Here is a 22,487-nt window from a genome sequence, read left to right on the forward strand (position 1 = left end):
TTTCACGCCCATGCCCCCGACTATCAGACGCCGGTGCGGGCTGCGCTGGACGGCGCCCGCCGCGATCTGGGTTTCCTGCGGCTGGCGCGAGCGCCCTGGGAAAGTCTGCCGGACAATTCCATCGATTACGCGGTGATGGAAAAGGCCGACAATCTGACCGTGGTGCGTTTTTCGGGCCGCTGGTCCGATCTGGGCGGCTGGGACGCGGTCTGGCGCGAGCAGCTGGAACGGATGCCTGCCGGCGACGGGGTCGTCGCCGATGCCAATTCCACCGCCATCGATTGCCGCGACGTGCTGCTGCGATCGGACCATGCGGATCTGCAATTGGTGGGTATCGGATTGCAGGACGTGATGGTCGTGGCCACCGGGGACGCGGTCCTGGTTGCGGACAAATCGCGCGCGCAGGATGTGCGGCAGGCCGTTACCGCGCTGAAGAAGAAAGGCCGCAAGCAGGCCGAGGCGTTCCCGCGCGATCACCGCCCCTGGGGCTGGTTCGAGACGCTGGCGCTGGCCGACCGCTTTCAGGTCAAGCGGATCGTGGTCAAGCCGGGCGCGGCGCTGTCGCTGCAAAGCCACGTCCATCGCTCCGAACACTGGATCGTGGTCAGCGGCACGGCCAGGGTCACGGTTGACGATCACGTCACGCTGGTGACCGAAAACCAGTCCATCTATATCCCGCTGGGCGCGCGCCACCGGATGGAAAATCCGGGCAAGGTGCCGATGGTGCTGATCGAGGTGCAGACCGGATCCTACCTGGGCGAGGATGACATCATCCGCTACGAGGATGTCTATGCCCGCGACAGCGGCGATTGATGCGCGTTCTGCTGACCGGCGGCAGCGGCATGGTCGGCCGCGCGCTGCTGCGGCTGGCGCCCCGGGTCGCGCCGGGGCTTGACCTGCTGGCGCCATCGCGCGCCGAATTGCCGCTGACGCAGCGAGAGGCGGTGACCGACTGGATCACCGCGCACCGGGTCGAGGCGGTGATCCACGCGGCGGCGAAAGTCGGCGGGATTCAGGCCAACCTGGACGATCCGACCGGGTTTCTGGCGGAAAACCTGCGGCTCAACGATGCCCTGATCATGGGTGCGTTCCGGGCCGGCGTGTCGCGGCTGGTCAATATCGGCTCGTCCTGCATCTATCCGCGCGACTGGCGCCAGCCGCTGGTGGAAGAGGATGTGCTGGCTGGCCCGCTGGAGCCTTCGAATGAGGGATATGCCCTGGCCAAGATCACGGCGGCGCGGCTTTGCGCGGCGATCTCGGGACAACACGGATTCGCCTACCGGACCCTGATTCCGTGCAATCTGTTCGGCGCGCAGGATCATTTCGGACGGGATTCGGCCCATCTGGTCGCCGCAGCCATCACCAAGATCCTGCGCGCCAAGGCGGATGGCGCCGATCATGTGACGATCTGGGGCGGGGGTCGGGCACGGCGCGAATTTCTGGCCGTCGATCATCTGGCCCGGTTCGTGCTGACGGCGCTGAACCGTCTGCAAACCCTGCCGCTGCTGCTGAATGTCGGGGCGGACCGGGATTACAGCGTCGATGAATATTACCGGATGATCGCTGACCTGGCCGGGTGGCGGGGCCGGTTCATCCACGACCGCAGCCGCCCCGAGGGGATGCAGGCCAAGCTGATGTCATCGGCCCGCGCGCGTGACCTGGGCCATGCGCCGCCTGCCGACATCCGGCCCGATCTGCGCATCGCGATCCGGGCCGCGCGGATGGCGCTGTAGCATCGCGCGACCCCGGCCCGGCCCGGCCGCGTCGCGGGCACAGGCTGGGCGGCGGCCGGTTCTCGCGCCATCAGGCGGCGTCTGCCTTTGGCTGGTAGTTCAGCACCGGGGCCAGCCAGCGTTCGACCTCGGCCAGCGACATGCCCTTGCGATCGGCATAATCGCGCGCCTGATCCTGTTCGATCTTGGCCACGCCGAAATAATAGGCCTCTGGATGACCGATATAGAGGCCCGACACCGACGATCCCGGCCACATCGCCATGCTTTCCGTCAGCGTCACCCCGGTCGCGGCTTCGGCGTCCAGCAGGCGGAACAGCGTGTCCTTTTCGGTGTGGTCGGGCTGCGCCGGATAGCCGGGGGCCGGGCGGATGCCGGCATAGGGCTCGGCGATCAGGTCCTGGGGCGCATGGGCTTCGTCGGGGGCATATCCCCACAACTCGCGGCGGACCCGTTCGTGCAGCATCTCGGCCATCGCCTCGGCGATGCGATCGGCCAGCGCCTTGACCATGATCGCGCCGTAATCGTCGTTGGCGCGTTCGTACCGGGCCGAGATTTCCTGTTCCTCGGGCCCTGCGGTGACGACGAAAGCGCCCAGATAATCGCGGTGCCCCTCGGGTGCCACAAAGTCGGACAGCGCCACATTGGGACGGCCGTTGCGCTTGGTCACCTGCTGGCGCAGCGTGTGAAAGCGTGCCAGCACCTCGGACCGATCCTCGCCGGTAAACAGGTGGATATCGTCGCCCACCGCGTTGGCCGGCCAGAAGCCCACGACCGCGCGGGGCCGAAACCAGCCGCCCTCGATGATCCGGGCCAGCATCTCTTGGGCGTCGTCGAACAGGCTGCGCGCGGCCTGCCCCTGTTTTTCATCGTCGAGGATGCGCGGATAGACGCCCTTCAATTCCCAGGTCTGGAAGAACGGGGTCCAGTCGATATAGCGCGCGATCTGCGCCAGATCCCAGTCCTCGATCACCCGCCTTCCCGAAAAGGATGGCGTGGGCGCGGCGAATCCGGTCCAGTCCAGTTTCAGCGCGTTGTCCCGCGCGGCCTGCAGGGGCAGGCGCGACTTGGCAGCCTCGGCGCGTTCGTGCCGGTCGGCCACCTCGCTGTATTCGGCCCGGATGCCCGCAACGTAATTCTGTTGCTGGGCGGGTGACAGCAACGACGAGACGACGCCGACCGCGCGGCTGGCATCGGTGACATAGACGGCAGCGCCCCTGTGATAGCGTGGTGCGATCTTGACCGCCGTGTGGATCTTCGAGGTCGTGGCCCCGCCGATCAACAGCGGCAGATGAAAGCCCTCGCGTTCCATCTCCTGCGCCACATGGACCATCTCGTCCAGGCTGGGGGTGATCAGGCCCGACAGGCCGATCACATCGACATTCTGTTCACGCGCGACGTCCAGGATCTTCTGGCTGGGCACCATGACGCCCAGGTCGATCACCTCGTAATTGTTGCAGGCCAGCACGACGCCGACAATGTTCTTGCCGATGTCGTGGACATCGCCCTTGACGGTGGCCATCAGGATCTTGCCCGCGCTTTCACGCTCGGTCCCGCCATTCAGGCGCTTTTCCTCTTCCATGTAGGGCAGCAGGATCGCCACCGCCTGTTTCATCACGCGCGCGGACTTGACCACCTGCGGCAGAAACATCTTGCCCGCGCCGAACAGGTCGCCCACCACGTTCATCCCGGCCATCAGCGGGCCCTCGATCACATGCAGCGGCCGCTGGGCCGCCTGGCGGGCCTCCTCGGTATCGGCATCGATATATTCGGTGATCCCGTTGACAAGCGCATGTTCCAGCCGCTTTTCGATCGGCCATTCGCGCCATGACAGATCCTTTTCCCGCCGCTGCGCCCCGCCTTCGCCGCGATAGCGTTCGGCGATCTCAAGCAGATGTTCGGTAGCATCGGGGCTGCGGTTCAGGACCACGTCCTCGCAGGCATCGCGCAGGTCCGGGTCGATCTGGTCATAGACAGCCAGTTGCCCCGCGTTGACGATGCCCATGTCCATGCCCGCCTGAATGGCGTGATACAGGAACACCGCATGCATCGCCTCGCGCACGGGTTCGTTGCCGCGAAAGCTGAAGGACAGGTTCGACACGCCACCAGAAACATGCGCATGGGGCAGGTTCGCGCGGATCCAGCGCACGGCATCGATGAAATCCACGCCGTAATTGTTGTGTTCGTCGATCCCCGTGGCCACGGCGAAGATGTTGGGATCGAAGATGATATCCTCGGGCGGGAAGCCGACTTCATCGACAAGGATGCGATAAGCGCGTTCGCAAATCTGGATCTTGCGCGCCGCGGTGTCGGCCTGGCCCTGTTCATCGAACGCCATCACCACGACCGCCGCGCCATAGGCCAGACACAGCCGGGCGTGCTGGCGAAACTGGTCTTCGCCCTCTTTCATGCTGATCGAGTTGACGACCGGCTTGCCCTGGACGCATTGCAGCCCGGCCTCGATCACCTCCCATTTGGAACTGTCGATCATGATGGGCACGCGGGCAATATCGGGTTCGGCCGCCAGGAGGTTGAGGAATTCGACCATCGCCGCCTTCGAATCGATCAGCCCCTCATCCATGTTGATGTCGATGATCTGGGCGCCATTCTCGACCTGATCGCGGGCGACCTCCAGCGCGGCGGCATAATCGCGGTTCTTGACCAGCTTGCGGAAGCGGGCGCTGCCGGTGACGTTGGTGCGTTCGCCGATATTGACGAAGGGAATGTCGTCGGTCAGCACGAAGGGTTCCAGGCCGGATAGCCGAAGTTGGCGTTCAGACATAGTCGGGCACCTTTCGCGGGCTGAATTCTGCGACCGCATCGGCGATGGCACGAATATGATCGGGCGTCGTGCCGCAGCAGCCGCCGACGACATTGACCAGCCCCTCGCGCGCGAAGTCCGCCACCTGCCGGGCCGTATCCTGCGGCCCCTCGTCGTATTGGCCAAAGGCATTGGGCAGGCCGGCATTGGGATAGGCGCAGATCAGCGTGTCGGCCACGCCAGCCATCTCGGCCAGATGCGGGCGCATGGCCGAGGCGCCAAGCGCGCAGTTCAGCCCGACCGTCCAGGGCCGAGCATGGCGGACCGAATGCCAGAAGGCGGTGGGCGTCTGGCCCGACAGGGTGCGCCCCGAGGCATCGGTGATGGTGCCTGAAATCATCAGCGGCATACGCTGGCCATGCGCCTCCATCGCCTGAAGGCAGGCAAAGATCGCGGCCTTGGCGTTCAGCGTGTCGAAGATCGTCTCGATCAGCAGGATATCCGCGCCGCCCTCGATCAGGCCCCTGGCCTGCTGAAGATAGGCCGCCCGCAGATCGTCGAAGGTCACGGCACGAAATCCCGGATCGTTCACATCCGGGCTGATCGATGCGGTGCGGTTGGTCGGGCCCAGGGCGCCGGCCACGAAACGTGGCCTGCCATCCTCGGCGGTGGCGCGGTCCAGGGCCCGCCGCACGACGCGCGCGCCTGCGACATTCAGATCGTGAACGGCCGCTTCCAGTCCGTAATCGGCCTGCGCGATGGTGGTCGAGGAAAAGGTGTTGGTCTCGACGATATCGGCCCCGGCCATGGCATAGCGATAGTGGATGTCCTCCACCGCCTCGGGTTGGGTCAGGACCAGCAGGTCGTTATTGCCCTTTTGCGGTCGCTCCGAAGAATGCCCGCAGGCATGTCCCGAGCCGGTACCGGCATAATCCACTTCGTCAAGGTCCAGATTCTGGATCTGCGTGCCCATCGCCCCGTCAAGGATCAGAATCCGTTCGGCCGCCGCGCGATCCAGCAGGGCGAAAGCAGGAGAAGGGGGCAATGCGGTCATATCGGGCCTCGTCATCGAAGCCTGCTGGATAGACAGCGGCCCGGCGAATGGCAAATTCATAATCCGCGAGAAGATCATGACGTGAATCGATAATCTTTTGCGCCTCTCCCTCGCGCTCTTTCCAAATACCTTCGGGGGGTCCGGGGGGCGAAGCGCCCCCGGCCGTCTCAGGTCATGCGCAGGCCGCCGTCCAGCCGGATCACCTCGCCGTTCAGATAGGCGTTCTCGACGATCGTTCCCGCCATCCGGGCGAATTCGGCCGGATCGCCCAGCCGTCGGGGAAAGGTCACCCCGGCGGCCAGCCCGTCCTGCACTTCTGTCGGCAGACCGCGCAGCATCGGCGTTGCGAAGATGCCGGGTGCGATGGCGCAGATGCGGATGTTGCGCGAAGACAGGTCACGGGCGATTGGCAGCGTCATCCCGGCGATCCCGGCCTTCGAGGCCGCATAGGCCGCCTGTCCCTTCTGCCCGTCGAAAGCCGCGATCGAGGCCGTGTTGACGATGACGCCGTTCTCGTCGCGGCCATTCCTCGCCATCTCGGCGGCGGCCAGCCGCAGCACGTTGAAACTGCCGATCAGGTTGATCTCGACGGTGCGGCGAAAGCCTGCCAGGCTGTGCGGCGCCTCGCGGCCCAGGGTCTTTTCACCGATCACGATGCCGGCGCAGTTCACGCAGATGTCTATGCCGCCCATCGCCTCGACCGAGGCCGCGATGGCGCGGGATACGCTGTCCTCATCGGTCACGTCGGTTTCGGCGAAACCGGCGCCCATGGCCCGCGCGACCCTTGCCCCGGCCGGATCGCGGTCCAGCAGCACGACCTGCGCGCCGCGTTCGCGAAAATGCCGGGCCGTCGCCTGGCCAAGCCCCGAGGCACCGCCGGTCACGACGGCGCGGCTGACTGACAGATCCATGCGTCTTTCCCCCTGTGATCGGTGCCAATCTGGCACGACCGCCGCAGCCTTTCCAGACCGCCATGGCCGTTCGGCGGACCGGCGGACCCTGCGCGGTTCAGGTCAGCAGCATTTCCGGACCGCCGGCGATCTTGGGATCGACCTCGCCGATCCGCTTGCGGTCCTTGCCGGCGTAATCGACCGCGTTCAGCACCGTCTGGATCGCCGCGATCCGGGCCCGGCGCTTGTCGTCGGACCGGATCACGGCCCAGGGCGCGATGGGCGAATGCGACAGGTTCAGCGTGTCGTGAATCGCCTGGGTATACTCATCCCATTTGGCCAGACCCTCCACGTCGATGGACGACAGCTTCCACTGTTTCAGCGGATCCTTCTCGCGGTCGAGGAAACGCTGCAATTGCTCGGCCCGGCCCACGTTCAGCCACAGCTTGACCAGGATGATGCCGTCATCGACCAGGGTCTGCTCGAATCCCGGAAGCTGCCGGAAGAAGGCGTTGCGCTGCGTCTCGGTCGAGAAGCCGAAGACACGCTCGACCACGCCGCGATTATACCAGCTGCGGTCGAACAGCGCGATTTCGCCGGCAGCGGGAAGCCAGTCCACGTAGCGCTGGAAATACCATTGCCCCGCCTCGCGTTCGGTCGGCTTGGGAAGCGCCACGATATAGCACGAGCGCGGATTGAGGTTCTCGCGCAGGCGTTCGATCGTGCCGCCCTTGCCGGCCGCATCGCGGCCTTCGAACAGCACCACCAGACGTTTGCCGGTCGAGGAAATGTCGTGCATCATACGGACAAGCTGCAACTGCAGCATCTCCAGATGATCCTCGTAATCGGTCTTGTCCATCTCCTCGCGGTAGGGATAGCCGGGATCGAGGATCTCTTTCTTGCCGGCCTTCTCGATGGTCTTGCGGACGTCCCTGGGGGCGCCCCGGTCGAGATAGTCGCTGATCTGGCCGACCAGCGGCAGGTCGGGCGCGGAGGGTTTCGCTTTCGCCATCAAGGGGTTCCGATCCTGGACATGTCGTATTGCGTGGTCTGGTAGATTTCGTTGATCCAGTTGCCGTAGAGCAGATGCGCATGGCTGCGCCAGCGGTTCAGCGGCATCCGGGCCGGATCGTCGTCGGGATAGTAGTTGCGCGGCACCTCGATGGCCTTTCCGGCCAGCGCGTCACGGTCATATTCGTCCTTCAGCGTCGTGCTGTCATATTCCAGGTGGTTGAAGATATAGAGCGCGCGGCGACCCGGATCCTCGACCAGGCAGGGGCCGACCTCGTCGCTGGCCAGCAGCGTGGTCAGGGCCGGGCGCTGGTCCAGTTCGTCCTGCCGCACCTCGGTCCAGCGGCTGACGGGAACCAGCACGTCATCCGAGAACCCGCGCAGATAGGGCGAGGCGGCCAAAAGGTTCCGGTGCCGAAAGCAGCCGAAGGCCTTGGCGTCCAGGATGTGCTTGGGAAGGCCGTGGAAATGCCAGGCCATCGCCATCCCGCCCCAGCAGACGCCGAAGGTGGAATGGACATGGGTCTGGGTCCAGTCGAAGACTTGGGTCAGTTCGTCCCAGTAGGTGACCGCCTCGAAGGGCAGGTGTTCGATCGGCGCGCCGGTAATCACGAGGCCGTCGAATTTCTCGCCCGTCGCCGCGACCTCGCGGAAGGGACGATAGAAGCTTTCCATGTGGTCGGCGGCCGTATTGCGGCTTTCATGATCCGACATGCGGATCAACTGAAAGTCGATCTGCAGGGGCGTCGCGCCGATCAGCCTTGCGAACTGGTTCTCGGTCTGGATCTTGCGGGGCATCAGATTCAGCAGGCCGATCCGCAGCGGGCGGATATCCTGGGTTGCCGCACGCCCCGGCGACATCACCATCACGCCCTCTTCCGACAGGATTCGGTAGGCGGGCAGGTTCTCGTTCAGGGTGATGGGCATGGCTGCGATCCTTTTGCGACCGATAAGTAGAAGGCAGCGGCGGTCACGGCAAGATGCCGTGCCGCGATGGCGGGCGGGCAAGGGGGGCGCCGCCCCCCGTCGCGTCCCGCGACTCCCCCCGAGGTATTTGGAAAGAGCGCGAGGCAGAGACACGAGGCAGGCGTGATCGAATGCGCCGGATGCGCGCGACCCGGGACGGTTTCGGCGCCCGCCGGCGGGCCGGATCAGTCCGGCCGCCGGTCGATGGCGCGGGCGATGAGGGCATTGAAATCGGCCGGGTCCTTCACCTCGGCCACCTCTTCGGCCAGCACCGTGATGCCGCGCCGCGCCATGGCCTGATAGCGCGGCTGGCGATGGGCCAGGGCGCGGGCATAGGTCCAGCGGATGAAATCGTCGGGGTTGACCTCGTCGCCGGTCAGGCCCTTCTCGACCCGGTAGGCGACCCAGGCGTTTTCGAGGAATTCGGGCTGGTAATACATGGGTTTCGGCGCCCTGTCGAAGCGGCGGACCAGTTCGGCGGTATGCGCGTCGCTGCCCTTGATCCAGACCATCAGCAGATCGCGCGCCAGCGCCGACAGGACCGGATCGTCGGGATCGTCCGGATCGACCACCTCGCAGATCGAGCCGCCGCTGTCGCAGACGAAATGCGGAATGCCGTAGATCCGGATTGCGCGGGACATGAAGTGATGGGTGTCCAGAAGCGCCGCGATCTCGGCCCGGCGGTGCTGGTCCTGACGTTGGTGATATTCGTCGAAAGGCAGGCCGCCGCGGCTGGGGCTGCCGGGCTTGCCGAGATAGGTCGATAGCGGCGCCAGATTGTCGAAGGTGATGTTGCTGGCGATATAGACGCTGTCGGATAGCAGCAAGTCACGCAGGAACGGAACCTTCATCGCCTCGTGCTTGAAGTTGTCGGCGATATATTCGCCCATGTAGCGGGTGCCGATGCGGTAATCGACCGAATAGTGAAACCACTCTCCCGAGGCGCGCAGCATGTTCGACAGATGGGTCTTGCCCAGTCCCGACATGCCGAACAGCAGAACGCGCCGGTTCGCTGCCCGAAGCCAGTCCTGGCCGCTGTGATGGATCATGTGCCGCCCCGTCCTTGGTTTCGGACTTGGTAATCCGCGGCGCGCCCAAGGGAAAGGGGCGGGCGTCAAGCCAGCGCAGGTTTCGGTGCGGCCATGACCGGTGCGGGGACGGCCGGGGTGGCGCCGCCCGGCCCGGAGCGGCATCGGCGACAGCCTTGCACCAGGGCGGGCTGGCGGAAAGGCCCCGACGATGCGGCGGGCCTTTCCGTTTCTTCCTGGTCGGGCGATCAGAAACTGTAGCCGATCCTCATTCCCACGCCCCAGGCGTCATTGCCCTTCATGTCCGCGCGCGCGGTGTCGGGTGTGCCGGTTTCCGGCCTCGCATCGCCGAGTTTGGTATAGTTGACGCCGGTGGTGATCTTCATGTTGTCGCGCGTATAAATCGCCGCCAGCGTGATGCCCTTGCGCCCGTTGGTCGGGGCCAGCGGCGAAACCAGATCATTCCCGGCCTTCTCATAGGTGAACGAGGCCGAACCGGACCAGGCATCGGTGAACTTGCGACCCACGCCAAGCGTGTAGGTGGTGGTGTCCTCCAGGCTGACCAGTCCGCCACCGGTCACGGCGGTGAAGTTGCGCGGATCGACCCGGAATTCGGACCAGTTCACCCAGCGGATCGATCCGAAGACCAACGTATCCGGCGCGACGCCGGTCTGGAATTCCAGGTTCCAGCTTTCCGGGGTCTTGACCTTTGTCATGGAGGTGCCGGTCAGCAGCGGCAGGGCCGGCAGCGGCCCGGCCCCGTCGGGATCGACCAGCGGGCCGGATTCGGTCGTGTCGAATTCATGCTCGACCTCGGAATTGTAGGTCAGCGAGACGCGGGCCGCGATCTCGGGCTTTTCCCAGGCGGCGCCGGCCACCCAGCCGACGGCCGTGTCGGTATCCAGATCGACCGAATAGCCCGCCACCGGACCATAGGCCGCGCCGTTCAGGCTGACCTTGCCGTCGGCACGCGACCCGCGGATGCCGCCATGAACCGAGAAATTGTTCTGGAACTTGTAGCGTCCGAGCGCGGTGAAGGTGGTGGAATCCACCTTCGCGCTGGTTCCGCCCAGAAGGAGCGACCCGTCCTGGCCCGGATCCGGGATCGCGCCGGGTTGCGTCGGATAACGGATATCGGCGCCGAAGGGCTGTTCGATGATGATGGCGCCGGAAATGCTGGGCGTGAACTGGTGCTTGTAGGCCAGACCCACGAAGCCGTAGCCCTGCGCCACGTCGCCGGTGTTGTAGGGGCCTCCGGCCGCCGCTGGCGTGCGGTCCTTGCCCTCGACCGTCGGATCGACGCCGCCAAAGCTGAGCTCGGCGTAGTTTCCGTCTTCGAACAGCGGGCTCAGCGATTGCGGCGCGCGTTCGATCCCGCCTGCCAGCAGGGGCGATGCGCTCAGCAGCAGGGTGGCCGCGCCGGTCAGTGTATATCTCATAAGTTGTCCTCCCTAGACGGATCAACCGATCCAGGTTGTCACCTTACGGGACTTCGTGATGCAATCAATCGTGCCGGCCCGATGACGCAACGTTCTGATCTCGCTGACCTGGGGGCAGCGTGTCTTTGCTGCAACGCAGCCCGGCGGCCGGCGCCGGTTCTTCGGCTCTGGACAATCGGCGCCGCGCGTGAAAGGGGAAACTGCCAAACGAACTTGCCGCAAGGATGACCCCATGCAGATTCGTGAGGCCCTGACCTTTGACGATGTCCTTCTGGTTCCCGCCGCCTCGACGGTGATGCCCTCGACCGCCGATGTCGCGACCCAGGTCACGCGCACCATCCGGATGAACATTCCGCTTCTGTCCTCGGCCATGGACACGGTGACCGAAAGCCGCATGGCCATCGCCATGGCGCAGGCAGGCGGCATGGGGGTCATTCATCGCAACCTGACGACCGAACAGCAGGCCGACGAGGTGCGCCGTGTCAAGCGGTTCGAAAGCGGCATCGTCTACAAGCCCATCACGCTGCGCGCCGATCAGACGCTGGCCGATGCGAAGGCCTTTCAGGACCGCTACAACGTCACAGGCTTTCCGGTCGTCGATGCCGAGGGCCGCGTCGTCGGCATCGTCACAAATCGCGACATGCGGTTCGCCAGCGACGACCGCACCCCGGTCAGCGTGATGATGACCTCGGACAGGCTGGCGATGCTGACCGAGCCTGCCGATCGCCAGCAGGCCATCGACCTGATGAAGGAACGCCGGATCGAGAAGCTGCTGATCGTCGATGGCCAGGGTCATCTGACCGGCCTTCTGACGCTGAAGGATACCGAGAAGGCGGTGGTGAACCCGCTGGCCTGCAAGGACGAGCTGGGGCGGCTGCGCGTGGCCGCCGCATCGACCGTCGGCGAAGAGGGCTTTGCACGCAGCCAGGCGCTGATCGAGGCGGGCGTGGACATGGTCGTGATCGATACCGCTCACGGCCATTCGGCAGGCGTCGCCAGGGCGGTCGAACGGGTGAAGACCTTTTCGAACGAGGTGCAGGTGGTGGCGGGCAACGTGGCCACGGCGGAAGGCACGCGGGCACTGATCGAGGCGGGCGCGGATGCCGTCAAGGTCGGCATCGGACCGGGCAGCATCTGCACGACGCGGGTGGTTGCCGGGGTCGGCGTGCCGCAGCTGACCGCGATCATGGACGCCTGCGCCGGCGCCGATGGCCTGCCGGTGATCGCCGATGGCGGCATCAAGTATTCCGGCGATTTCGCCAAGGCGATCGCCGCGGGCGCCAGCTGTGCCATGGTCGGCAGCGCCATCGCCGGCACTGATGAAAGCCCCGGCGAGGTGATCCTGTATCAGGGCCGCAGCTTCAAATCCTATCGCGGCATGGGCTCGCTGGGCGCGATGGCGCGGGGCAGCGCGGACCGCTATTTCCAGAAGGATGCCGCGACCGACAAGCTGGTGCCCGAGGGCATCGAGGGGCAGGTGCCCTACAAGGGACCGGCCGGCACGGTGATCCACCAGCTTGTCGGCGGGCTGCGCGCCGCCATGGGCTATACCGGCTGCGCCACGATCGAGGAGATGCGCCGCAACTGCCAGTTCGTCCGCATCACCGGGGCGGGGCTCAAGGAAAGCCATGTGCACGACGTGCAGATCACGCGCGAAAGCCCGAATTACCGTCTCGGATGAACCCTGGTCGGGGCGGTCATTTCTTGGGTGCCTGTCTGCGCATGATGTGAAGCCCTTCGGGAGCCCGCGACACGGGGCGCCCCTCGTGCCGCGATCGCGGGAAGGCCAAGACTCCCCGGACAGCAGAAAAGGTGCGTAAAGCCCTTGCAGGCGGGCATGGAGATCCTCGGGGCGGGTTCGGCCTCGGTAAATTTTTTCCTTTCCCCGGCACGGCTTGTTCACGACGAGGCTTGCCTGCTGCAAGGCTTCGTGCCATCAAATGACGCTCAAGATCCCGCCTCAGGGACGATGTTGCGCCCTTGCAGGAATGCGGCGTAGCATCCGTAGGACAACAGGAGGAAAACCATGATTTTCAAGGCAAGCCGGATGATCGCGGCCGCCGCGTTGCTGGGCGCGTCGTCGCTGGGCGCGATGGCGCAGGATTTCAATCCCACCAATCCCGAATGCATCGCCCCGGCCAATCCCGGCGGCGGCTGGGACTTCACCTGCCGCCAGGTCGGCAAGACGATGCAGGATCTGGGATTGATCGACACGACGATGCAGGTCGTCAATCTGGCCGGCGGCGGCGGCGGCGTGGCCTTTGCCGAGGTCGTCAACAAGCGCGAGGACGACAACAACCTGATCGTGGCGGCGTCCTCGGCGACCGCGACGCGGCTGGCACAGGGCGCCTATCCGGGCAACACCATGGATCAGGTCCGCTGGCTGGGCTCGATCGGGGCCGATTACGGCGTCATCGCCGTGGCGGCCGACAGCGAGATCAAGACGCTGCCGGAACTGCTGGACAAGATCAAGGCCGATCCGGGTTCGATCTCGGTCGCGGGCGGTTCGGCCGTGGGCGGCTGGGATCACCTGAAGGTGCTGATCGCGGCCGATGCCTATGGCATCGAGGATGTCCGCTCGGTCAAGTATATCGCCTTCGATGGCGGCGGCGAGGCCGTGACCCAGCTTCTGGCAGGGTCGGTCCAGGCCTTCACTGGCGACCTTTCCGAGGCCAAGGGCTTTGTCGATAGCGGCGACATCAGGGTGATCGCGGTGCTGGCCCCCGAACGGCTTGACGGCGAATTCGCCGATTTTCCGACCGCCAAGGAACAGGGTGTGGATGCTGTCGGCGCGAACTGGCGCGGTTTCTATGGGCCGGGCGGCATGTCCGACGAAGCCTATAACGGTTGGGTGTCGAAGCTGGGCGAGCTTTATGCCTCGGACGAATGGAAAGAGGTGATGAAGGTGAACGGCATCGCGCCGCTGGACCTTCAGGGCGAGGAATTCCAGCAATTCGTGTCCGAATCGGTGACCCGGATCCAGGACATCTCGCGCAAGATCGGCATCATCAAGTAGACGCGGGCTGATGCCGGCAAACATCTCGGGCGCCGCGACCTTTCGCGGCGCCGCTTCTGTCCCGAAAGGAAATCAGCGATGAGCGATCGCATCCTTGGCCTCGTCGGCATCCTGCTGGCGATCGGTTTCGCGCTGGCCGCGCTGTCGATCGAGGAAAGCTTCCTGTCGGACGCTGTCGGTCCCAAGGCATTTCCCCTGATCATCGCGGCCGTCCTGGGACTGGCCAGCATCGTCATCGCGCTGCGCCCCGATCCCGATCCGACCTGGCCCGCCCTGGGCCGCCTGGCCGAGATCGGCGCGGCGGTGCTGGTCATGATCCTCTATGCCAAATTGCTGCCGGAAGCGGGTTTCGTCATCGCGACAGCCTTCGCCGCAACCTATCTGTCCTGGCGTCTCGGGTCGACGATCCTCTGGGCCACGGCGACGGGAATCGGCACCTCGCTGGGCATTTATGTCATCTTCAATCTGGCTCTGGGTCTGTCGCTGGCGCGCGGCCCGTTCGGCTTCTGAAGGAGCGCGTCATGGAAACCCTGTCCAATCTTGCCGACGGCTTCGCCATCGCGCTGACCTGGCAGAATCTGAGCCTTGCCTTGCTGGGCTGTTTTCTGGGCACCATCATGGGCGCGCTGCCGGGGCTGGGGCCATCGAACGGCGTGGCGATCCTGATCCCGCTGGCCTTCACGCTGGGGCTTGGCGCCACGCCGTCGCTGATCCTGCTGACCTCGGTCTATTACGGGGCGATGTATGGCGGGCGGATTTCGTCGATCCTGCTGAACATACCGGGGGACGAGCCAGCGATGATGACCTGTCTGGACGGGCACCCGATGGCCAGGAAGGGCCTGGCCGGAGAGGCGCTGTCGCTGTCGGGCATCGCCTCTTTCGTCGGATCCTTCATCGCGACCTGGGGCCTGATCGTGCTGGCCCCGCAACTGGTCAAGATCGCGCTGCTTTTCGGACCGGCCGAATATTTCGCGCTGTTCGCGCTGGCCTTCATGACGCTGGGCGGGGTTTCCTCGACCAACCAGGCGAAATCGGCCTTTGCCGCGGCCCTTGGCCTTGGCTTGGCGATGATCGGCGTCGACACGCAGACCGGCGTGCCGCGCTTTACCTTCGGCGAGGTCAATCTTTACGACGGGCTGGATTTCCTGGTCGCGATCGTCGGCCTTTTCGCGCTGTCGGAAGTCTTCATCTTCCTGGAAGAGGGGCACGGCGCCTCGGATGCCGAGGGCCGCAAGCTGAAGATCGGCCGACTGACGCCGCCCTGGTCGATGCTGAAATCCTGCATCCCGACAATGCTGCGGACTTCGGGCCTGGGCTTTGTCGCGGGCGTCCTGCCCGGGGCGGGCGCCTCGCTGGGCTCGTTCATCTCCTATACGATGGAAAAGCGGCTGGTGGACAAGGACAACACCTTCGGCACCGGCGACCCGCGCGGTGTCGCCGCGCCCGAGGCCGGCAACAACGCCGCCGCCGGCGGCGCGCTGGTGCCGATGCTGGCGCTTGGGGTGCCGGGATCGGGGACGACGGCGGTGCTGCTGGCGGTCCTGCTGTCGCTGAACATCACGCCCGGGCCGCTTCTGTTCACCAACAATCCGGATGTGGTCTGGGGACTGATCGCGGCGCTGTTCATCGCCAACTTCATGCTGCTGGCGCTGAACATCCCGATGGTGGGCCTGTTCACCCGCATCCTGCTGGTCCCGCCACGGGTGCTGATGCCGGTCGTGGCGATGGTCAGCTTCGTGGGCATCTACGGCATTTCCGGTTCCTCGTTCGATCTTCTGGTGATGATCGGCTTCGGCGTCATGGGTTGGGTGCTGCGCAAGTTCGACGTGCCGCTGGTGCCCATCATCCTTGGCACACTTCTGGGCAACCAGATGGAAAACAACCTGCGCCGCGCCATCACCATCGACAACGGCAACTGGTTCACCCTGATCGATTCCCCGCTGGCGATCACGCTGTGGGCCATCGCGATAGCCGGATTCCTTCTGCCGCTGATCGTGGGTCGCCGCGTCAAGTCGGGGATGCGCCGGCGTGGCGATGACGAGGGCTCGATCCGGGACTGAGGCCGATCGGTCTTGCGGCGCCGCATGACATGGCGCGGCACGGACAGCCCGTGTCGCGCCCTTTCAACCGGTCAGCAGCCGCTGCGCCTCTGATATCGCATAGCGGTCGGTCATCCCCGAGACGTAGTCCAGCACGATGCGGGCACGGCGGGTTTCATCGGGCGCCGCCTCGGCCGCGCTGTGCCATTGCGGCGGCATCTGGGCGGGGTCCGACAGAAACAGCGGGAACAGCTCGTTCAGGATCGCCGTCACCCGGACCCGTTCATCCACGACCGAGGGCGCGCGATACATGCGCGTGAACAGGAACGACTTGATCGCCTTGATGTTCTGGTAGAGCGGCTTGGAAAAGCGGATGATCGGCCCGTCCATGTCGCGGATTTCCTGCGCCGATTGCGGCTGCAGGCCCGCCAGCCGGTTCTCGGCCACGGCGATGACGTCCTCGACCATGACGCCGAAGACCCGCCGCAGCGCCTCGTGTCGCCGCCGCATCCGGTCGAGGCCGGGATAGAGGCGGTCCACCTCGGCGAAGGCGGGACCGATCACGGGCAATTCGGCCAGTTCCTCCTCGGTGAACAATTCGGCCCGCAGACCGTCATGCAGATCGTGGTGGTTATAGGCCACGTCATCGGCCACGGCCGCCACCTGCGCCTCGGCGCTGGCATTGCTTGAAAGCTCCAGATCCCAGTCGCCGTTCACCTCGGCCAGGGCATAGGGCAGGGGCGGCTCCACCGGCCCGTTATGCTTGGCGATCCCCTCCAGCGCCTCCCATGTCAGGTTCAGCCCGTCGAAATCGGCATAGTGCCGTTCCAGCCGGGTGACGATCCGCAGCGCCTGCGCGTTGTGATCGAAGCCGCCATAGGGCTGCATCAGCGCGGATAACGCATCCTCGCCGGTATGGCCAAAGGGGGGGTGGCCCAGATCGTGGGCCAGCGCCACCGTCTCGGCCAGGTCGGTGTTCAGCCGCAGCGCGCCGGCGATGGTGCGGGCGACCTGCGCCACCTCGATCGTGTGGGTCAGCCGGGTGCGGAAGTAATCGCCGCGATATTCGTCGCCGTCATGTTCGACGAAGACCTGCGTCTTGTGCTTCAGCCGCCGGAAGGCGCTGGAATGGATGATCCGGTCGCGGTCGCGCTGCCAGGGCGAGCGGAAGGTGGACAGGCTTTCCGGATGCAGCCTGCCGCGACTGTCTTCGGGCTGGCAGGCATAGGGGGCGGTGGACAAGGCGCGGTCCTTCCTTGCGAGGGATGCGTGCAGAGCCTATATTCCTGACCCAAGGACGAAAACGGGAACGCCCCATGAACCTGCCTCCGAAAGTGACCGAACGGGCCTTTGCCCACCTTGCCGAGATCAATGCGGGCGGCGACGTCCGTCCGCTGCGCGTCGCGGTGGCCGGGGGCGGCTGTTCCGGGTTTCAATACGAGATCCGGCTGGATCAGGCCGAAGCCGACGATCTGGTGCTGGAAGGCGCCGGCCAGCGGGTCGTCGTCGATCCGGTCTCGCTGCCCTATCTGGCGGGTGCGGTGATCGATTTCGCGGATGAGCTGATCGGCGCCCGGTTCACCATCGACAATCCGAACGCCACCTCAAGTTGCGGCTGTGGCACGTCCTTTTCGATGTGATCAGCCGCAGAGACGTTTGCGGATCACGAAGCTGCGCTCGATATAGCGCAGCTTGGGCGGCGCCTCCAGACCGTTGGGTCGCGGAATGCCGTAACGGCGTTCCCGCATGACCGGATCCAGCCCGCGTTCCGGCGGGTATTCGGCGTCCTCGCTGGTCCACGACACGATCTGGCATTCCGCGCGCGGGTCCGCATCGACGATCTTCATGGTGCCGTTCTCCTCGATGAGCGTGACGATATAGACGCGGCGCCGATTCAGGCCGAGAATGCTGAAATCCAGAACCTGCCGCATCTCGGTCCGGCCTGTCTCCGGGCCGAAGAGGGCGTCTTTTCCCTGCCAGTCGAGGCCATAGGCGAAACGCAGCCGCCACTGGCCGGGCGGCACCAGAAGGCGAAAGAAATCCCCGCCACGGATATAGCCCGCCATGATCGCCCGGCCGCTGCCAGGTTCGGTCACATGGACCAGGTAATCCTTGCCGGGCAGGGTCTTGACCTGCAGCGGAAAGGTCGCGGGCAACCCGCTGCGGTTCCACATCAGTCCGGTCTGCGGACGTTCCTGTGCGGCCGCCGCAAGCGGCAGAAGGCACAGCGCAAGGACCAGAAGGCGCCACATGGTTCCGATCCTAGCGCGGAAGGGGCGCGGCGTCACGCCGCGCGGGCATCACTCGACCGTGACGGATTTCGCCAGATTGCGCGGCTGATCCACATCCGTGCCTTTCGCCACCGCCGTGTGATAGGCCAGATATTGCATCGGGATCGCATAGAGGATCGGCTGGAACGCCCCGCCACCCGAGGGCAGGCGCAGCGTGGCGTGCACACCCTCGCCCCCCGCCGCGATCCCGGCCTGGTCCGAGACCAGCAGAATCTGCCCGTGCCGGGCCATCACCTCCTGCATGTTCGAGACGGTCTTGTCGAACAGCGCATCATGGGGGGCCAGAACGATCACCGGCAGATCGCGGTCGATCAGCGCGATAGGGCCGTGCTTCAATTCCCCCGAGGCATAGCCTTCGGCGTGAATGTAGCTAAGTTCCTTCAGCTTCAGCGCACCTTCCAGCGCCACCGGATACAGCGCCCCGCGCCCCAGATACAGCACGTCCTGCGCCTGACCCAGCCATTCCGACAGCGCCCGGCAATCATCGGACAGGTTCAGCGCCTGCTGCAACAGGCCCGGCACGGCGCGCAGATCGGCCAGATGGCCCGCAAGCTGCACATCGTCGATCCGGCCGCGATCACGGGCCGCCTTCAGCGCCAGGATCGCCAGCACCGTCAACTGGCAGGTGAAGGCCTTGGAGGACGCCACGCTGACCTCGATCCCCGCCAGCGTCGGCAGCGCCACGTCGCTGTCGCGCGCAATGGCCGAGGTGCCCACATTCACCAGACCGACGGTTCGGGCCACCCGGTCCTTGGCATAATGCAGGGCAGCCAGCGTGTCCGCCGTCTCGCCCGACTGGCTGATGGCGATGAACCAGCTCTTGTCCGACAGCGGCGGCTCGCGATAGCGGAATTCCGAGGCCACGTCGATATCGCAGGGCAGGCCCGCCAGCCGCTCGAACCAGTATTTCGCGACATGGCCCGCCAGATGCGCGGTGCCGCAACCGACCAGCGCGATGCGGTCCACGCCCGTGAAATCCAGCCCCTCGGGAAGCACGATCCGGTTGTCCTTGACGTAATGGTTCAGCACGTCGCCGATCACCACCGGCTGCTGAGCGATTTCCTTGGCCATGAAATGCCGGTAGCCGCCCTTGTCGATCGCCGTCGCGCCGACGTCGATCCGGCTTTCGCCGCGGCCGACCGGACGCCCCCCGGCCTCATAGACCTGCACGCCCGCGCGGGTCAGGACGGCGTGGTCGCCATCCTCCAGATAGGTGATGCGGTCGGTAAAGGGCGACAGGGCCACCGCATCCGAACCCAGAAACATCTCGCCCGTGCCATGGCCGATGGCCAGCGGGCTGCCCCGGCGTGCCGCGATCATCAGATCGCCCTCGCCCTCGAACAGGAAGGCCAGCGCGAAGGCGCCGTGCAGGCGGGACAGGGTGGCGCGCGCGGCCTCCAGCGGTGACAGGCCCCGATCCAGATGATGGCCGGTCAGCAGGGCCACCGTCTCGGTATCGGTTTGGCTTTCGGGCCTGAGGCCGTTCGTGGCCAGTTCCTCGCGCAGGTCGCGGAAATTTTCGATGATGCCGTTATGAACCACGGCCACGCGGCCATGCCGATGGGGATGGGCATTCGTCTCGGTGGCGGCGCCATGGGTGGCCCAGCGGGTATGCCCGATCCCGGCATGGCCGCGAAGCGGATCAAGAACCAGCCGGTCCGACAAATTCACCAGCTTGCCCACCGCGCGGCGGCGATCCAGCCTGCCCGCATCGTCGACCGTCGCGACGCCGGCGCTGTCGTAACCGCGATATTCCAGTCGGCGCAACGCATCGACCAGTTGCGGTGAAACTTCATGTTTTCCAAGTATGCCAATGATTCCACACATTATTTATTGCCTTTTGCCAAGCGCAAAGCCGCCATGAGCCGGGTCGCGAGGCCGGGCTTGTTGACCTGCCGCGCGCGCGCCAGAGCCAGCGCCCCGTCCGGCACGTCCTGCGTGATCACCGAGCCCGATCCGGTCAGCGCATCCGCGCCGACCCGCACCGGCGCGACCAGCATCGTGTCCGATCCGATGAAGGCGCGCGGCCCGATCCGGGTCCGGTGCTTGCCGACGCCATCATAGTTGCAGGTGACGGTGCCCGCGCCGATATTCGCGCGCTCGCCCACATGCGCATCGCCCAGATAGGTCAGGTGACCGACCTTCACGCCCTCGTCCAGAACCGAATTCTTGATCTCGACGAAGTTGCCGACATGCACGTCGCCGCCCAGTTCCGCGCCTGGACGCAGGCGGGCGAAGGGGCCGACCGTCGCGCCTGAGGAGATGTGGCAGCCTTCCAGATGGCAGAAGGGCAGGATTTCGGCGCCGGATTCGATGGTGACGCCGGGCCCGAAGACGACATTCTGGCCGATCACCGCGTCACGGCCGATGCAGGTGTCCAGCGCGAACCAGACGCTGCCCGGATCGAACAGGGTCACGCCGCCCGCCAGCGCCTCGGCCCGGGCTCGGGCCTGGAACGCGGTTTCGGCGGCGGCCAGCTCGGCGCGCGTGTTGATGCCCAATGTCTGCGCCTCATCGCAGGTGACGACATCCGTGCGCCGGCCCTCGGCCCGGGCCAGGGCCACCAGGTCGGTGAGATAATATTCCCCCGCCGCGTTGTTGTCAGACAGCCGCACGATCAGCTGCCGCAACAGGCCCGCATCCAGCGCCATCACGCCGGAATTGCACAGGGCAATCTGCCGCGTAGCGTCGTCCGCGTCCTTGTATTCGACGATCCTGTCCAGACCCGTGCTGCCGACGACCAGTCGTCCATAACGGCCCGGATCCTCGGCCTCGAATCCCAGCACGACGACATCGGCGGGGTGGCCTGCCAACGCGGCCAGCGTATCCTGCCCGATGAAGGGCGTGTCGCCGTAGAGAACGACCACCTTGCCCTCGAATCCCTCCAGTTCGGGCAGGGCCTGCCGCACGGCGTGGCCGGTGCCAAGCTGACGGTCCTGGCGCACCAGCCGCGCCTCGGGGTCAAGCTGGCCAACCGCCTGTTCCACGGCCTGCGCGCCGTGGCCGGCGACCACGATGACCTGTTCGGGGTCCAGCCCGCGGGCCGCGGTCAGTGCATGAGCGATCAGCGGCACCCCGGCCAGCCGATGCAGCACCTTGGGCAGGTCCGACTGCATTCGGCTGCCCTGTCCCGCCGCCAGAACCACCACCGATACGGGAATATCCGTCATGCCTGCCCCTTCGCCGGTTCATTTTCCTTGTCCGGCGTTCTAGACGTGGCGGGGCGCGCTGGAAAGTCCCCCGGGGGCACGCGGCGTTCACCTTTGTTTACGGATCGTTACGAGAGGGCAGGATGGGCGGAACGGTGGTCTTCGATCTGGACGGCACGCTGGCCGATACCTCGGGCGATCTGATCGCCTCGGCCAATGCCTGTTTCAACGCGCGTGGCCTGGGCGATCTGCTGGACCCGGTGGCTGACGCGCTGATCGCCTTTCACGGCGGTCGTGCGATGCTGCGTGCCGGATACGGTCGGATCGGTGCCGACACCCTGCTGCCGCCCTCCGCCGAGGACGAGGATTATCCCCGCCTGCTGGATCATTACGGCCAGAACATCGCCGTGCATACGCGGCTTTACCCCGGCGTCGGCGCGGCGCTGGAGCGGCTGGCGGGCGACGGATTCAGCCTGTCGGTCTGCACCAACAAGCCCGAAGGCCTGGCCGAAATCCTGCTGCGCGAGATGGGCATCCGCGACCTGTTCGCGAGCCTGGTCGGGGCGGATACGATGCCGGTCCGCAAGCCCGATCCGCGCCCCTATCGTGCCGCGGTCGAGGCGGCGGGCGGGTCGGTCAGCGCATCCTTTCTGGTCGGAGATACCGAAACGGATCGCAGGACGGCCTCGGCCGCCGGGGTCCGGGTGGCGCTGGTGGCCTTCGGCCCGGAAGGCGAGGCGATCGGCCGCCTCGCGCCCGAGGCGCTGCTGGCCCATTTCGACGACCTGCCCGATCTTGCCCGCGAGTGGCTGGCCTGAGGCGCCGTCGCCGCATCCATGCCGGAAAACCCCGTGGCGCGGAACATTCGCGACCTGATCCGGTTAAAGCCTGGATACGTCAAGGAGCTTGTCATGTTCAAATTCGCCGGGGGCGTCGTCCTTCTCATCTTTCTGATCGGACTTGCCGTGGTCATCGGTATCCTGAAGCTGTTGTTCTGATGGGAAGCGCCGCCCCTTCCGGGCGGCGTTAACGGAATCTTAACCGGAATCAGTTCATAACGGTCCTCGGCCGGAACCGAGGCACGAAGGCCAGACCAAGGCGCGCGTCCCGCCA

20 protein-coding genes are annotated in these 22,487 nt (G+C 65.7%); 9 read left to right on the plus strand and 11 right to left on the minus strand.

Translation table 11 applies throughout. The features are described 5' to 3' along the window. Positions 1-813, plus strand: an 813-nt coding sequence (locus B4L36_RS05485) for a cupin domain-containing protein (RefSeq protein ID WP_292953562.1), incomplete at its 5' end; no start/stop codon positions are given. Continuing rightward, entirely contained in the window at positions 813-1,733 is a 921-nt protein-coding gene (locus tag B4L36_RS05490) for an NAD-dependent epimerase/dehydratase family protein (RefSeq protein ID WP_292953565.1), read from the plus strand. The genes B4L36_RS05485 and B4L36_RS05490, both read left to right, overlap by 1 nt. A 70-nt stretch (positions 1,734-1,803) precedes the next feature. Here the strand turns inward: B4L36_RS05490 and metH are convergent, their stop codons facing one another. From metH to B4L36_RS05525, 7 genes are all read right to left on the minus strand, one after another. Continuing rightward, positions 1,804-4,512, minus strand: coding sequence for a methionine synthase (gene metH, locus B4L36_RS05495; protein ID WP_292953568.1), 2,709 nt, complete (start codon positions 4,510-4,512; stop codon positions 1,804-1,806). After that, positions 4,505-5,560 (minus strand): homocysteine S-methyltransferase family protein, encoded by a 1,056-nt coding sequence (locus tag B4L36_RS05500; protein WP_414692141.1) that lies wholly within the window; start codon positions 5,558-5,560, stop codon positions 4,505-4,507. Before B4L36_RS05500 ends, metH begins: the two co-directional genes overlap by 8 nt. Positions 5,561-5,712: 152 nt before the next feature. Next, on the minus strand, positions 5,713-6,456 hold the full coding sequence (locus B4L36_RS05505; RefSeq protein ID WP_292953574.1) for an SDR family oxidoreductase: 744 nt from the start codon (positions 6,454-6,456) through the stop codon (positions 5,713-5,715). 97 nt (positions 6,457-6,553) lie between these two features. Next, complete coding sequence (gene ppk2 / locus B4L36_RS05510; RefSeq protein ID WP_292953577.1) at positions 6,554-7,447, minus strand: polyphosphate kinase 2; 894 nt, start codon at positions 7,445-7,447, stop codon at positions 6,554-6,556. Further along, entirely contained in the window at positions 7,447-8,373 is a 927-nt protein-coding gene (locus B4L36_RS05515; protein WP_292953580.1) for a homoserine O-succinyltransferase, read from the minus strand. The genes ppk2 and B4L36_RS05515 overlap by 1 nt, the downstream gene beginning before the upstream one ends. 224 nt (positions 8,374-8,597) lie before the next feature. Next, a complete protein-coding gene (locus B4L36_RS05520) occupies positions 8,598-9,461 on the minus strand; it encodes an ATPase (protein ID WP_292953583.1) in 864 nt (287 codons plus the stop codon). Between the two features lie 227 nt (positions 9,462-9,688). After that, on the minus strand, positions 9,689-10,879 hold the full coding sequence (locus tag B4L36_RS05525; RefSeq protein ID WP_292953586.1) for an OmpP1/FadL family transporter: 1,191 nt from the start codon (positions 10,877-10,879) through the stop codon (positions 9,689-9,691). Between the two features lie 232 nt (positions 10,880-11,111). Between B4L36_RS05525 and guaB the strand changes: the two genes are divergently transcribed. The 4 genes from guaB to B4L36_RS05545 all read left to right on the plus strand — a co-directional run bounded on the left by guaB (position 11,112) and on the right by B4L36_RS05545 (position 15,955). After that, positions 11,112-12,560, plus strand: a complete 1,449-nt coding sequence (gene guaB / locus B4L36_RS05530; RefSeq protein ID WP_292953589.1) for an IMP dehydrogenase — start codon at positions 11,112-11,114, stop codon at positions 12,558-12,560. A gap of 345 nt (positions 12,561-12,905) precedes the next feature. Continuing rightward, positions 12,906-13,895 carry a Bug family tripartite tricarboxylate transporter substrate binding protein gene (locus B4L36_RS05535; protein ID WP_292953592.1) on the plus strand — a complete coding sequence of 330 codons (990 nt, stop codon included), beginning with the start codon at positions 12,906-12,908 and terminating at the stop codon, positions 13,893-13,895. 78 nt (positions 13,896-13,973) lie between these two features. Next, complete coding sequence (locus tag B4L36_RS05540; protein WP_292953595.1) at positions 13,974-14,405, plus strand: tripartite tricarboxylate transporter TctB family protein; 432 nt, start codon at positions 13,974-13,976, stop codon at positions 14,403-14,405. 11 nt (positions 14,406-14,416) lie between these two features. Further along, positions 14,417-15,955, plus strand: coding sequence for a tripartite tricarboxylate transporter permease (locus B4L36_RS05545; protein ID WP_292953598.1), 1,539 nt, complete (start codon positions 14,417-14,419; stop codon positions 15,953-15,955). A 63-nt stretch (positions 15,956-16,018) separates the two neighbouring features. Here the strand turns inward: B4L36_RS05545 and B4L36_RS05550 are convergent, their stop codons facing one another. Beyond that, entirely contained in the window at positions 16,019-17,176 is a 1,158-nt protein-coding gene (locus B4L36_RS05550; RefSeq protein ID WP_292953601.1) for a deoxyguanosinetriphosphate triphosphohydrolase, read from the minus strand. 74 nt (positions 17,177-17,250) lie between these two features. Here B4L36_RS05550 and B4L36_RS05555 point away from each other — a divergent pair, with 74 nt between their 5' ends. Then, on the plus strand, positions 17,251-17,574 hold the full coding sequence (locus B4L36_RS05555) for a HesB/IscA family protein (protein ID WP_292953604.1): 324 nt from the start codon (positions 17,251-17,253) through the stop codon (positions 17,572-17,574). On the opposite strand, the gene B4L36_RS05560 is transcribed toward B4L36_RS05555, so the two are convergent. From B4L36_RS05560 to glmU, 3 genes are read right to left on the minus strand one after another with little or no spacing between them, the layout of a single operon-like run. Then, positions 17,575-18,186 carry a hypothetical protein gene (locus B4L36_RS05560; RefSeq protein ID WP_292953607.1) on the minus strand — a complete coding sequence of 204 codons (612 nt, stop codon included), beginning with the start codon at positions 18,184-18,186 and terminating at the stop codon, positions 17,575-17,577. Positions 18,187-18,234: 48 nt separating this feature from the next. Continuing rightward, complete coding sequence (gene glmS, locus B4L36_RS05565; RefSeq protein WP_292953610.1) at positions 18,235-20,052, minus strand: glutamine--fructose-6-phosphate transaminase (isomerizing); 1,818 nt, start codon at positions 20,050-20,052, stop codon at positions 18,235-18,237. Beyond that, positions 20,052-21,395: a bifunctional UDP-N-acetylglucosamine diphosphorylase/glucosamine-1-phosphate N-acetyltransferase GlmU gene (gene glmU, locus B4L36_RS05570; protein ID WP_292953613.1), complete on the minus strand. Its 1,344-nt coding sequence runs from the start codon at positions 21,393-21,395 to the stop codon at positions 20,052-20,054. Before glmU ends, glmS begins: the two co-directional genes overlap by 1 nt. A gap of 122 nt (positions 21,396-21,517) precedes the next feature. On the opposite strand from glmU, the gene B4L36_RS05575 reads away from it, so the two are divergent. Then, positions 21,518-22,192, plus strand: coding sequence for an HAD-IA family hydrolase (locus tag B4L36_RS05575; protein ID WP_292953616.1), 675 nt, complete (start codon positions 21,518-21,520; stop codon positions 22,190-22,192). Positions 22,193-22,210: 18 nt separating this feature from the next. Further along, positions 22,211-22,372 carry a hypothetical protein gene (locus tag B4L36_RS05580; RefSeq protein ID WP_292953619.1) on the plus strand — a complete coding sequence of 54 codons (162 nt, stop codon included), beginning with the start codon at positions 22,211-22,213 and terminating at the stop codon, positions 22,370-22,372. Positions 22,373-22,487 lie beyond the last annotated feature (115 nt).

The organism is Paracoccus sp. UBA889, from assembly GCA_002294185.1.
Taxonomy (GTDB): Bacteria; Pseudomonadota; Alphaproteobacteria; order Rhodobacterales; family Rhodobacteraceae; genus Paracoccus.

What these genes read in the sequence shown, in the direction of transcription:
- B4L36_RS05490 (WP_292953565.1), top strand. Translation starts at nt 813, where the DNA reads ATGCGCGTTCTGCTGACCGGCGGCAGCGGCATGGTCGGCCGCGCGCTG.
- metH (WP_292953568.1), bottom strand. Translation starts at nt 4,512, where the DNA reads ATGTCTGAACGCCAACTTCGGCTATCCGGCCTGGAACCCTTCGTGCTG.
- B4L36_RS05500 (WP_414692141.1), bottom strand. Translation starts at nt 5,560, where the DNA reads ATGACGAGGCCCGATATGACCGCATTGCCCCCTTCTCCTGCTTTCGCC.
- B4L36_RS05505 (WP_292953574.1), bottom strand. Translation starts at nt 6,456, where the DNA reads ATGGATCTGTCAGTCAGCCGCGCCGTCGTGACCGGCGGTGCCTCGGGG.
- ppk2 (WP_292953577.1), bottom strand. Translation starts at nt 7,447, where the DNA reads ATGGCGAAAGCGAAACCCTCCGCGCCCGACCTGCCGCTGGTCGGCCAG.
- B4L36_RS05515 (WP_292953580.1), bottom strand. Translation starts at nt 8,373, where the DNA reads ATGCCCATCACCCTGAACGAGAACCTGCCCGCCTACCGAATCCTGTCG.
- B4L36_RS05520 (WP_292953583.1), bottom strand. Translation starts at nt 9,461, where the DNA reads ATGATCCATCACAGCGGCCAGGACTGGCTTCGGGCAGCGAACCGGCGC.
- B4L36_RS05525 (WP_292953586.1), bottom strand. Translation starts at nt 10,879, where the DNA reads ATGAGATATACACTGACCGGCGCGGCCACCCTGCTGCTGAGCGCATCG.
- guaB (WP_292953589.1), top strand. Translation starts at nt 11,112, where the DNA reads ATGCAGATTCGTGAGGCCCTGACCTTTGACGATGTCCTTCTGGTTCCC.
- B4L36_RS05535 (WP_292953592.1), top strand. Translation starts at nt 12,906, where the DNA reads ATGATTTTCAAGGCAAGCCGGATGATCGCGGCCGCCGCGTTGCTGGGC.
- B4L36_RS05540 (WP_292953595.1), top strand. Translation starts at nt 13,974, where the DNA reads ATGAGCGATCGCATCCTTGGCCTCGTCGGCATCCTGCTGGCGATCGGT.
- B4L36_RS05545 (WP_292953598.1), top strand. Translation starts at nt 14,417, where the DNA reads ATGGAAACCCTGTCCAATCTTGCCGACGGCTTCGCCATCGCGCTGACC.
- B4L36_RS05555 (WP_292953604.1), top strand. Translation starts at nt 17,251, where the DNA reads ATGAACCTGCCTCCGAAAGTGACCGAACGGGCCTTTGCCCACCTTGCC.
- B4L36_RS05560 (WP_292953607.1), bottom strand. Translation starts at nt 18,186, where the DNA reads ATGTGGCGCCTTCTGGTCCTTGCGCTGTGCCTTCTGCCGCTTGCGGCG.
- glmS (WP_292953610.1), bottom strand. Translation starts at nt 20,052, where the DNA reads ATGTGTGGAATCATTGGCATACTTGGAAAACATGAAGTTTCACCGCAA.
- glmU (WP_292953613.1), bottom strand. Translation starts at nt 21,395, where the DNA reads ATGACGGATATTCCCGTATCGGTGGTGGTTCTGGCGGCGGGACAGGGC.
- B4L36_RS05575 (WP_292953616.1), top strand. Translation starts at nt 21,518, where the DNA reads ATGGGCGGAACGGTGGTCTTCGATCTGGACGGCACGCTGGCCGATACC.
- B4L36_RS05580 (WP_292953619.1), top strand. Translation starts at nt 22,211, where the DNA reads ATGCCGGAAAACCCCGTGGCGCGGAACATTCGCGACCTGATCCGGTTA.